Below are 12,409 nucleotides of genomic sequence, written 5' to 3' on the forward strand. Positions count from 1 at the left end.
TACTCACCCGTCCGCCGCTAGATTCGTTCCCGAAGGAACTCCTCTCGCTCGACTTGCATGTGTTAGGCACGCCGCCAGCGTTCGTCCTGAGCCAGGATCAAACTCTCAATAAAAAGTTTAATCTCTTCGCTCAAATTACTTTGAGTCTTAATTTTAAGACGTCTAAAAGAATTGCTGGTTTATTTTACTTAACTTATTTTCTGTTCAATTTTCAAAGACCATTTTCTTCATCGCCCTCAAGCGACTTACTTATCTTATCACTTATTTACTTTATTGTCAACAACATTTTTTAACTTTCTTTCAAGTTGTTTTGTTGAAATCAATTCGTTCACAAGGGACGAGTTACATAATATCATGTTAGCCTCCCCCAGCACCAATGAAATTACCTTATATATTTAAATTATATTTATTTTTATTTGTTTATCTCATATTTTCTTCGTATTTCAATTATTGACACACCAGGATAAGTTAATTATATATTTCATATGTTAATACTATATATATAATTATATATTCTGTTTTTTTATTCTATAATTACCTATATAACCTTTTCTAGCATTTTAATTTTATAGTTAATATATGTATATGATTAAATTACTACTATAAATAATTAAAACTAGAAATATATTAGAGAGTTAATTTACCTTTTAAATAAAATAGCTAAGCTTAGTTTCTATATCATTGAAGGAATGTATTTATTATTTAAAGAAAAATAGAAGGTACACTTTCATATACCTTCTACTTTCATTTATTTATTTTTATTATCTTTTTAATTCAGCTTTTATTGCATCAGCAACAAATTGTACATTTGTTCCAACTATTACTTGGATGTTTCCTTTTCCTGGTCTTATAACACCTCTAGCTCCTAAAGCTGTTAAGTTTTTATCCTTAATTATAGCGTTATCTTTAACACCAAGTCTTAATCTAGTAACACAGTTGTCTACTGATACTATATTTTGTCTTCCACCTAAAGCTTCAATATATGCTTTAGCTAATTCATTCATATCTCCACTAACTGCTACATTTTCACTTAATTCATCATCATCATCTTCTCTACCTGGAGTCTTTAAGTTGAATTTAGTGATTACAAATCTAAATACTACGTAGTAGATAATTGCAAATACTAAACCAATTGGTATTAAAAGAAGTGGATTTTCAGCCATTGGTGCTTTAAAGCTTAAGATCCAGTCAACAAATCCAGCACTGAAGTTAAATCCAGCTCTTACTGGTAATAATGTACAAACTATAGCTGAAATACCTGTTAAACCAGCATGTACAACATATAAAGCTGGTGCTAAGAACATGAATGCGAATTCTAATGGTTCTGTAACTCCTGTAAAGAATGAAGATAATGCAGCTGCTAATAATAATCCATATACAGCTTTCTTCTTATTATCTTTAGCAGTATGATACATAGCTAAAGCTCCTGCTGGTAAACCAAACATCATTACTGGGAAGAATCCAGTCATGTACATTCCAGTTACACCTTGAGTACCTGTTCCTGCCCAGAAGTTTCCGATATCGTTAATTCCTGCAACGTCAAACCAGAATACTGAGTTAAGTGCATGGTGAAGTCCTGTTGGTATTAACAATCTATTGAAGAATGCATATATACCTGATCCAACTGCTCCTGTAGAAACAATAGCTTTACCAAATGATACTAGTGCATTATAAACTACTGGCCATACAAAGAATAATATAAGTGCCGCAACTAATGATGCTAAAGCTGTCATAATTGCAACTGATCTCTTACCACTGAAGAAACCTAAAGCATCAGGTAATTTAGTATTTTTAAATTTATTGTAACATGTTGCACCAATTAAACCTGCAACAATACCAACGAATTGAGTTTGAATTTTTGAGAATGCTGCTGGTACTTCTGCAACATCTATTCCCTTGAACATTCCAACAACTGCTGGGCTTAATAAAGTTGTAATCATAAGCCATGAAACTAAACCAGCAAGTCCTGCTGTACCATCATTATCATCTGACATTCCAACTGCTACACCAATTGCAAAAAGTATAGCCATATTATCAATTAGTGCACCACCAGCTTTTAATAAGAAAGCTGCAATAACACTGTTAGCACCCCAACCTGTTGGGTCAATCCAGTAACCAATACCCATTAATATACTTGCAACAGGTAATGCCGCTACTGGAAGCATTAAAGATTTTCCTAGTCTTTGAAGATACTTCATCATAATAATAAATCCTCCTTAAATTTTTTATATACAAATTTAAGCGGCTGTATAATATAATTCCTGGCAAGAAATAAAAAAAGCCGAAAAGGATATTATAGATATATAAATCCTCTTCGGCTCATGCTCAACTAATTGATAACACGCCTAAATTCGTACACATATTTTATTTACAATGTAATTGTACCATCTGTTGTTATTGTTTTCAATAGTTTTTTTCATCATTTTTTTGACGTTTTTCTATCATTTTCTTAAGATTTCATTAATTATATTAAATATGCTCATATTTGCTAACGATTTCAGTTATTTTTTTTAATTTAGTTTATTGACAACTATTAGCAACTATATATATAATCATACTAGACGTGTTACTGTTTAATCAGGCATGAGTCCATTAATATTTGGAGGACTTATGCCTTTTGTTTTAAAAATTTTGTATATAATATTTATGTATTTATTATGATATATTTAAGAATACTATAAATATTAATTTATATACTCATCAAAATATGCAGTAGAAAGGATGTGGGTTCCTGATTATTCAGGAAATACTATGTTTAATTTTATCAAGAATTTATTTAAATCAGATTCAAACAATGAAAAGGCTGTAGTTAATCCTAACGCACTTGTTGCTCCTGTTTCTGGTAAGATTATTCCTTTATCAGAAGTTCCAGACCCAGTTTTCGCTGAAAAACTAGCTGGAGACGGAATGGCTATAGTAGCTGATGGAGATACTATTGTTGCTCCTGCTGATGGAGAAGTTACTCTTATCTTTAAAACTAAGCATGCATTTGCTATGACTTTAGAAAATGGATTAGAGTTACTAGTTCACATAGGATTAGAAACAGTTTCTCTTGATGGAGAAGGTTTTGAACAATTAGTAGAACAAGGTACAAAAGTTAAAGCTGGTACACCATTAATTAAGATAGACAGAGAATTAATCTTAAGCAAAGGATTATCTCTTGCTACACCAGTTCTAATAACTAACGTTGATGCAACTAAGTCAATTACCCCAGTTGAAAATGGAGATGCTGTTGCAGGTAAAACTGTAGTTGTTAACTTCGAAGTATAATAACTTTTTATAAAATAAAAATCAGCCATACTTTATAATGGCTGATTTTTATTTTACAATTGAAACTCTAAATCTTTCTATATGCATTGCTAAATATGCAACTTCATCTTCTGATAAATATTTGATTTCTAAAATTCTACAGATTATCTTTTTTGTCTCTTCTGCAATTTGATATGAAACTCCATACTTTTCTTTTATAATATCAATCAAATCATTTTTTATAGGTGTATTAGTAATTATTCTTTCTATCGCAAATCTTATATGAGTTAAGAACCTTGCATAATCTAAAGACTTTCTATCTATTTCTATGTTTAATCTATCTTCAACATGCTCAACTACTGAATTACTTAAAAAACTATATTTTATAGTATTAGATAGCTTTCCATTATTCCTTGCTGAATGAATATGTAAAGCAACAAATCCTTTTTCCCCTTCAGGGATATCTAATTTTAACTCCTCACTTATTCTGTTTGCCAATCTATTAGCCATTTCAAACTCTTTATTATATAAGGTTTCAATTTCTACTAAGAAAGGATTTTGTATCTCTTCATTATCTCCTAGTCTTTTTATTGCATAAAATAAATGATCTACTAACCCTATATGAATATTCTCATTAAGATCCTCTCCTAATTCATCAGTTATTTCAGCAATTACTTCTTCAACTAATGCAATTAATTTTGTATCTACTCTATTTAAAATTTCTTTAAAATTTCTTTGATTTTCCTTATCCTCAATTATAAATACCTTTTCAACAGAAGTACCCTTTTTTATAATGTCTCCAGTTTTTTTGCCAAATCCTATTCCTTTTTGAAAAAGGATTTTTTCTTTGCCTTTTTCTCTTACAAGTAGTATGTTATTATTAAAAGATTTTACTACAGTTGTATTCCTATTTAATATAATCTCTTTCATAAACACCTTCCTCTTATCCTATATAATAATTAATATTATTTTTCTAATATCTTAAAAAATGTTATGTGATCCTTCCATGAGCCATTTATAAATAAATACTTTTCATTTAATCCAATTTCTTCAAATCCACACCCATTAAGTACAGACTTTGATTTTTCATTATCTGTTAATACAGATGCTTCTAACCTATGCAACTCTAGCTCATCTCTTGCATAATCTATAACTAATCTTAAGGCTTCTTTCATATACCCTCTACCTTGAAAGTCCTTATCCATAGAGTACCCTACTATTCCATTTTTAAAAACTCCATAAACTATATTAGATATCTTAATCTTACCAATTAACTTTTCATCTTTATATATTCCAAAGTCTACTCCAGTACCACTCATTAAATGTTTATAACTTTCTAATAAAATATCTCTTTGAGCCTCATAAGTATAGAAATTATTATCTCTGCTTGGCTCAAAATTACTTAAATGGTCTTTATTTCTTATGTTATAGTCTAATAAGTCTTCTGCACAATCAGGAGTTAAATTTTTTACAGTTACATTCTCACCAACTAAGTTAATTAAGAAACTTCTTTGAGTATTGTTGTACTCATTTCTATTAATTCCAAAGCTTAATTCATCTAAAAATACTCCATTAGAAAAAAGATTCTCAGTAAATATTCCTTCTAATGTAAATCCTAAATCTAAAAATACCTTATAAGCAATGTTTTCATCTACTAAAACATTAGCCTTATATATATTTGTATCTTTAAATATCGCTCTTAATATGCTCTGTACGGTTTCTTTTAATAAATCGTATTTATTTTCTTTGTAAAACTTTAGTTTAACGGTACATTTCTTATTATCTTTATCTAGTTCTACTATAGTAAATCTGCCTATAAATATATTATTTTTATCTTTTATAATATAATCACTAAATGTCCCTTTTACTAAATCTATACTTATTCCTCTGTTTTCGCTCATAACAAAATCTCCTAAGTTGCATATATATCTACCAATAATTATATTATAACGATAAACGTACCTTATGCACAATATATTATATTCGACTAATTAATCAATATTCTAAGTTAATTTAATGTTCATTATTATAATGAAACTATCATATAATTAATTACTATTAATAATCTTAGGAGTTTATATGCTTGTTTTAAAGCTTTTTAAAAGAAATAGAAATAATAATTTCAAAAAAGTTCTTAAATTTTTTCTAATATTATCATTAACCTTACTAGCCTGGAAATTCTTTTTAGGATATAGAGCTGAAGCTAATAATTTAAAACATTCAACTATTGATAATATAAAAGTAATTTCAGAAGAAAGTTTAGTTAATGAAATTAAAAATGTAAATAAGATAATTCCTCTAGAAGTAGAGCTTTCAAAAACGGTAACAATAGATAAAAGCTGGGGCGATCTTGAAATATTAAAAAAATATAAAAGAATAAGATTTTTTGCTAACTGCTCATATTCTATCGATTTATCTCAAATTACTACTGACGATATAGACATTGATGATAAAAATAGAGAACTAAGCTTAACTTTAGCAAAACCTGAAATTTTTAGTATTAATATTAATAGAGAGAAAACAGAATATGAAGAATCATCTAATGGCTTACTCAGATTTGGAGAAATAAAATTAACTTCTGAAGAGTTCGATTTAATTCAAGAAGAAGTTCATAAAGGCTTTGAAGAAACCATGAAAAGTGTTGAAATATATAATAAGGTTATATCTAATACTAAAGTTTCTTTAGAAAAACTATTAGATCAAATAACAGAAGATAAAATTAGCATCAATATATCTTTTAAATAAATATGGTTTATTTTCTTTATAGATGTATAATATATTTAAATAATTTATACAATTGATTTATAAAGGAGTGATAAAATGAAAAAAATAGTTTTAGCTGGTGGATGCTTCTGGGGAGTAGAAGAATTTCTATCTAGATTAAATGGTGTAATATCAACAGAAGTAGGATATGCAAATGGAAGAACTGAGAATCCAACCTATGAAGATGTATGCTATAAAAATACTTATTTTGCTGAAGCTTGTTTAGTTGAATATGATGAAAATAAAACATCATTAAAATATATATTAAATGAATATTGGTCAATAATTGATCCTACAGTATTGAATAGACAAGGCCCAGACGTTGGAAGTCAATATAGAACAGGTATATATTATTTAAATGAAGATGACTTAAATATAATTCTTACAAGTAAAGAAGAAGAACAAAATAAATACGATAAAAAAATTGTTACAGAAGTAAAACCATTAATTAATTACTATAAAGCTGAAGAATATCACCAAAAATACTTAAAGAAAAATCCAAATGGATATTGTCATATAAAATTATAATTAAAATTTATCAAAAAATAAAAAACTCAGACATAGTTGAGTTTTTTATTTTTTAAGTTTATATAAGCTTTAATTTAAGAAAAATATCTTTTTTTAAATCTTTCACCGTATTATTCTTTTATCATTATTTTATTATATTTGCTCTCATCTTATCTGTAGCCTCTTGTAATGCTGTTTGCCAGTCCTTCACTGTCTTATCTCCAGTCATTACTGAATCAACTGTACCAACATATATATCAGAATATGTTAATCCTTCTACTGGTTCAGTTGCAGCAAAAACTCCAAGTAAAGCTTTAGCTCCATTTTCATAAATCTTCAATAAATCAACTTGTAATGGCTCTAAATATTCTGAAGAAAGTTCTGTATAATTATTAACAGGAACAACGCCCTTAGCATTTTCTGCTATAACCTTAACTGCTTCATCACTATAAAGGTAAGCCATAAATTCTTCTGCTAATTCTTTATTTTCAGCATCTTTTGGAATATACATTTGTTCTATAAAACTTACAGAATATTGGTCTCCACCATCCTTAAATGCAGGATAAGCCATAAATCCCCATTCAAAACCATCTGCTCTTGGAGCGTCTGCCATTTCTCCTGGTAACCAAGTTCCATTTGGTATAAATAACGCTTTGTTATCTAGAACTAATTGTTGATTATTCTTAAAGCTTTGATTATTAGCATTTGCTACAACTGTTGGCTCTAAGTAATCCTTAAGCTTTCCTATTGCCTCTAATGCTTTAGTTGCTGGTTCAGAAGTCCAGAAGCCTTCTTTATAATTCATTGCATCTTTAAATGCTTCTTCACCACCTGCTGCTGCAATCATTGGTGGAATCATACAATCTAAGTAACCAGCAGTTGGATATGACCATAATGATATTCCATCAGCCTTTGCCTTATCCCCTAAAGCAAACATTTGATCCCAAGTCTTTGGAAGCTCATATCCTTTTTCCTTGAATAACGTTTTATTATAGAATAACCCTGTTGGACTATAGAACAATGGTAATAAATAAGTTTTTCCATCTCCATATGGATTTGTAGCATAACTATCAGTAAAGCCTGGTAATAACTTGTCCTTTACAGTTACATCTTCTCCTGGAACTTTCATATTTAGCACATTTGATAAATCATTTATTCCTTGTTCTTTAATAAATGTTTCAGTTAGTGCATCAGGTCTTCCAGTTGCTAAATATATAAAGTCAGGAACATTTCCTGCTTGAATTTGAGGACGAATAACTTCTTCTATATTAGAAGCAACTGTTAACTCAACAGTTACACCTTCATGTGATTTTTCAAAGTTATCTTTAAGTTTTTCCCAATAAACTTTTCCATATCCCCCTTCGAAAGCAGCAATCTTTAATGTTTTTGTTTTATCAGCAGACGCTCCTGTGCTATCTCCATTTCCTCCACATCCAGTTAAGCTTGTCATTACCATAAGTGAGCTTAATAATAAGGCTAATGTCCTCTTTTTCATTACATTTCCTCCCTTTTCCCCTTAATATATGCCATTAATAATTTATGCTTTAATTTTATTACTTTGTAAACGTTATTTATATAATATTTTTGCTTATTATTTTATATATATTGCTTATATTATCAAGATTGTTTTATTGATACTTTTTATTATAGATGTATAGCTCTCCTATAACACCTGCCATACCTATAAACATAAACAATAATCCTAAATACCCATTAATAGAATTACCTTTAATAACTAAAAACATCGATAGAAAAAATATTACAGTTAAAATTATATTTTTTATCATCTTGCTTCCTCCTCTAAGGACTTGATAAAAGCTCTAGTAAAAATTAATCCATATATAATTTGCACTAAATTAATCTTACTTTATATCTATCCATTTAATTTCTGTAGGATTTAATTCCATAACAATTAAATTACCTTCACCATCATAAATATTAGATACTTGCTTTTCGTTAGAATTATTTATAACTGCGTATCTATTTGATTCTAAATAAGCTGATACCTCACAATAAGGATTATCTGAATACCACATCTTCATTTTCTTTTCCTTATTTGCAGCATAATAACAAGCTCTTGTTAAAATACGTGTATTTTGAATTGAATATGGTAGTCCTGCTATATATACAGTTCTGCCTTTTCCATAGCCATTAGCAGCCATTAATAAATCACCATTGGTGTATTTTATTATTTCAGTTAATTCTTTTAATGCATATATATTCTTTTGACTTTCTCCAAAATTCAACTCTTCAAATATATCTTCTGTTATGAAATGCTTATCTAATTCCTTAATAAAGTATTTATCTGTACTTAATGAGAATCCTAATTCTTTATCTACTCCTAAAGCATCTGCAAGTTGGAAGTAATGTCCTCCATTTAATATAGCTGAAGGTTCTCCAATTCCTACAAATCCTCCACCGTTATAGATCCACGCTCTAATTTTAGTAACTACTTCTTCATCAATCCATTTTTCTCCACCGCTAAATGCAGTGCCTGCATCTCCAGCATTTATAATTACATCAATATCCTTTGGAATTCCCTTATTTTTTATATCATCAAAGCTTATAAAACTCACATCTACACTCATACCACTTAAGGCTTCTATAACTCCTAAATATGAATATATTTGTTTATACCATAAAGCATGTGCTACCATATGTGTTTGCCATGTACGTAATTTTCCCCAACAGTTAATAACTGCAACTTTTAATCCACAATACGGCTTATTTCCATTTATGGTTTCATATATTTCTCTAAATTCATTACATACACTTTCTATATAATCAACAAACTTAGGAAACTTATATGCAAGTGATAAATATCCACCATAACCTATTCTATCTACTGGCTTTCTCATTATTGCACGTCTAGCTGTTATCCAGTTTTCTCTAGCTTCTACAGTAGGATCATTTCCTTCATAAAATGTATCTGGGAAAAAATATGGTAGAAAACGTCCTTCAGTATATTTAACACCTGGAATATCTGCTATCATTCTAAGGGTAGCTCCACTACCGACTGAGCCAACTACTGCGTCTAATCCTATATTTTCAAAATATTTTCCATAAGGCTCCGTTCCTATCCAGTTATCTCCAAGGAACATCATTGCTTCTCTTCCGTGTTCATGAGTAATATCAACAAGTTTTTTTACATTATTAGCTACAAATTCTTGTTGAAAATCCATATAATCTAAAAACTTTTTAGTTGGAACTCTAAATGAACTATTATAATATCCTTGATCTATGATATCCTCTGGTCTTAGCTTATATCCTTTTACCTTTTCAAATTCTCTTAATGCCTCCGCACTCACACTTGAACTATATCCAAACCAATCAACATACTTTTCCTTAGCCCTATCATTAAATACCAATGTAAAGTGATAGAAAAATGTTGTAAATCTCACTACATCAGTTTCTGGATGCTCATCTAACCATTTATGCATTGCTTCAAAAATATACTTATTTGTCTTTGGATTTCTTGCATCAAATGGTATTTCATGAGGCTTATCCCCCCATTTGTTAGTTATGTGATTATACATTTGAGTAGGATCCCATATGCAATATGCTAAAAATGATACTGTATATTCATGCCACGCTTTTGTATCATTTATCATTACCTCTTGTGCTTCTTCGTTATATTCCCATTTATTTAAATCAACAACCTCTCCCGTTGTCCTATCAATTACTTCCCAAAACTCTTTAACATCATGATAAGAATCTGGTTTTACTTGCTGATCAAAATAACCTTCCATTATCTTTATTGTTAATGTTTCACTATTAGCTAAATGATGTTTGGTCATTAAATACGTTTGTTGTAATTCATACATATTTTGCTCTGCCCACTTATTATCACCACGTGTTACAAAATAAGTAGAATATATTTTTTCTGCTAGCCCCTTTATTTCTCTTGGTAGCTTAAATCCATCACAATCACGGATTGCGTCTGCCCCCCACTTTTCCGCTATTTCCATTGTCTCTTTTATAAAATTATCATCAGTTGGAATTGTAACTCTTCCTTTATTCATCTTTATCCTCCTCTATTATTCTTTTATTCCGCCTACTGTCATACCTTCTGTAAGCTTCTTTTGAACTAATATATATAAAATTATTGTTGGAATCATAACTATAACTAATCCAGCATATAAAGCGCCGTAATCAGTTGCTGTTTTTTGAACTTGCATTAAGTTTATTAATCCTAATGGCAATGTTTTAGCCTTATTAGGTAGCATAGTTAATGCAATTATATATTCATTCCAAAATGCTAGGAAATTAAATAATATAACTGTTATTATGCTAGGCTTGGCCATAGGCATTATAACGTGAATTAAAGTTTTTAAATTACTACAACCATCAACATAAGCAGCTTCTTCATATGCTCTAGGTAATGATTTAAAAAATGTCATAAGTAAGTGTATAGTGAAAGGTAATGCTGTTGATGCGTAAATAATACTAACAACTATTCTGCTATCTAAAAATACAGTCATACTGGCTGGTATTGCAAAAATATTCCTTACTAATTTTTCTCCATCTAGTACTAATAAAAATATAGGTACAACAATATAATTTACATTTATAAATAACCCTGCTGAAAATAGTAAATTTAATATCTTTCTACTTTTAAATTCAAATCTTGATAAAACATATGCTGCTGGTATTGATACAACTAATAAAATTACTAGAGCTAATCCAGTTACTATTACTGAATTTATAAAGTATTCACCCATATGGGCTTCTACAAACGCTTTACGAAAATTTTCAAAATAAAATCCTTTTGGCAATGCCCATGGATTACCATAAAACTCTGATTTATGCTTAAATGATGCTAATATTGCCCAACCTAAAGGAATTAATATGCTTAAAGCAAATACAGTTAAACATAAATAAGTAAAAATTTTCATTAATTTTTCTGTTGACGTCTTTTTATATGATTTTTCCATATTAATCCCTCCTTAAAACTCTATTACCTCTCTCTTTGTTGCTTTACTTATTACTAAAGATAATCCAAAAGAGAAAATAAATATTATTACTCCTATAGCCATTCCATATCCATATGATGAATTAGAATACGCTTGCTTGTACATATAACTTAGAAAAACTTCTGATGATCCATCTGGTCCTCCTGCAGTCATAACCTTTACAAATAGGAAACTTAAATTTATTGTACTAATTATGAAGAATGTTAAAGTAGTTCTTATAACATTCCAAATTAAAGGTAATGTTATTTGAAAAAATTGATTCCATCTTGAAGCTCCCTCTAAATCAGCTGCTTCATAAAGACTTTCTGGAATACTACTCATACTTGCCATATACATTACCATGTAATACCCTACCGCCTGCCATATCATTGCAAATGCTATACACCATATAACTACCCTTTGATCACCAAGCCACATTCTTTTTAAATTTTCTAACCCGAGTGAACTAAGACTTGCATTTATTATCCCTTTATCAGGATCTAGAATTGCTGAAAATATAGCTGATATAACTACAACTGATAATATATTAGGAAAATAAAAAATTACTCTGAAGAAGTTTTTGAATTTAGTATCTTTTCTAGTTAATACTGCGGCTGAAGCTATTGCTAAAATCATAGTTATACCCGTTACTATTACTAATAGAAATACTGTATTTTGAAATGCCTTAATAAAATTTACATCCTTAAATAATATTGTAAAGTTGTCCAATCCTACAAATTTCTTGTTATTTGATAATCCACCCCACTTAAATAATGACATCCAGAATACATTTATAGTTGGAACTATCATGAATAGTATAAAAAGTATTAGTGCTGGGATTACTGAAAATCCTATAAACACTTTATTTACAGTGCTTTTCTTATGCATTGTTCATAATTCCCCCCTCATTTTTTCTCTTTCTATACATTTATTCTATC

The 12,409-nt window shown here is 29.3% G+C and carries 11 protein-coding genes and 1 rRNA gene; 3 read left to right on the forward strand and 9 right to left on the reverse strand.

Annotated features, from left to right (window positions below):
• Positions 1 to 113, reverse strand: a 16S ribosomal RNA gene (locus NSA50_RS13045); the annotation flags it as partial.
• Positions 114 to 761: 648 nt separating this feature from the next.
• Positions 762 to 2,201 carry an N-acetylglucosamine-specific PTS transporter subunit IIBC gene (gene nagE, locus NSA50_RS13050; RefSeq protein WP_195266740.1) on the reverse strand — a complete coding sequence of 480 codons (1,440 nt, stop codon included), beginning with the start codon at positions 2,199 to 2,201 and terminating at the stop codon, positions 762 to 764.
• 550 nt (positions 2,202 to 2,751) lie between these two features.
• Between nagE and NSA50_RS13055 the strand changes: the two genes are divergently transcribed.
• On the forward strand, positions 2,752 to 3,270 hold the full coding sequence (locus NSA50_RS13055) for a PTS sugar transporter subunit IIA (protein WP_195266739.1): 519 nt from the start codon (positions 2,752 to 2,754) through the stop codon (positions 3,268 to 3,270).
• A 48-nt stretch (positions 3,271 to 3,318) separates the two neighbouring features.
• Here the strand turns inward: NSA50_RS13055 and glcT are convergent, their stop codons facing one another.
• Both glcT and NSA50_RS13065 read right to left on the reverse strand, forming a co-directional pair.
• Entirely contained in the window at positions 3,319 to 4,179 is an 861-nt protein-coding gene (glcT, locus tag NSA50_RS13060) for a glucose PTS transporter transcription antiterminator GlcT (protein ID WP_195266738.1), read from the reverse strand.
• Between the two features lie 35 nt (positions 4,180 to 4,214).
• Entirely contained in the window at positions 4,215 to 5,150 is a 936-nt protein-coding gene (locus NSA50_RS13065) for a GNAT family N-acetyltransferase (RefSeq protein WP_195266737.1), read from the reverse strand.
• Positions 5,151 to 5,328: 178 nt separating this feature from the next.
• On the opposite strand from NSA50_RS13065, the gene NSA50_RS13070 reads away from it, so the two are divergent.
• Both NSA50_RS13070 and msrA read left to right on the forward strand, forming a co-directional pair.
• Positions 5,329 to 5,994, forward strand: coding sequence for a DUF4230 domain-containing protein (locus tag NSA50_RS13070; protein ID WP_257429739.1), 666 nt, complete (start codon positions 5,329 to 5,331; stop codon positions 5,992 to 5,994).
• A gap of 75 nt (positions 5,995 to 6,069) precedes the next feature.
• Entirely contained in the window at positions 6,070 to 6,540 is a 471-nt protein-coding gene (gene msrA / locus NSA50_RS13075) for a peptide-methionine (S)-S-oxide reductase MsrA (RefSeq protein ID WP_195266735.1), read from the forward strand.
• Between the two features lie 124 nt (positions 6,541 to 6,664).
• Here the strand turns inward: msrA and NSA50_RS13080 are convergent, their stop codons facing one another.
• From NSA50_RS13080 to NSA50_RS13100, 5 genes are all read right to left on the reverse strand, one after another.
• Positions 6,665 to 8,014 carry a carbohydrate ABC transporter substrate-binding protein gene (locus NSA50_RS13080; protein WP_195266734.1) on the reverse strand — a complete coding sequence of 450 codons (1,350 nt, stop codon included), beginning with the start codon at positions 8,012 to 8,014 and terminating at the stop codon, positions 6,665 to 6,667.
• Positions 8,015 to 8,147: 133 nt separating this feature from the next.
• Positions 8,148 to 8,306, reverse strand: coding sequence for a DUF6903 family protein (locus NSA50_RS13085; RefSeq protein WP_195266733.1), 159 nt, complete (start codon positions 8,304 to 8,306; stop codon positions 8,148 to 8,150).
• Between the two features lie 75 nt (positions 8,307 to 8,381).
• Positions 8,382 to 10,541, reverse strand: a complete 2,160-nt coding sequence (gene gnpA / locus NSA50_RS13090; RefSeq protein WP_257445684.1) for a 1,3-beta-galactosyl-N-acetylhexosamine phosphorylase — start codon at positions 10,539 to 10,541, stop codon at positions 8,382 to 8,384.
• A gap of 15 nt (positions 10,542 to 10,556) precedes the next feature.
• Positions 10,557 to 11,453 (reverse strand): carbohydrate ABC transporter permease, encoded by an 897-nt coding sequence (locus NSA50_RS13095; protein WP_257445686.1) that lies wholly within the window; start codon positions 11,451 to 11,453, stop codon positions 10,557 to 10,559.
• A 12-nt stretch (positions 11,454 to 11,465) separates the two neighbouring features.
• The gene (locus tag NSA50_RS13100; RefSeq protein ID WP_257445688.1) at positions 11,466 to 12,359 is read right to left on the reverse strand and encodes a carbohydrate ABC transporter permease; all 894 of its coding nucleotides are present in this window, start codon (positions 12,357 to 12,359) and stop codon (positions 11,466 to 11,468) included.
• Between the last annotated feature and the right edge of the window lie 50 nt (positions 12,360 to 12,409).

The organism is Clostridium mucosae, from assembly GCF_024622765.1.
Classification (GTDB): domain Bacteria; phylum Bacillota; class Clostridia; order Clostridiales; family Clostridiaceae; genus Clostridium.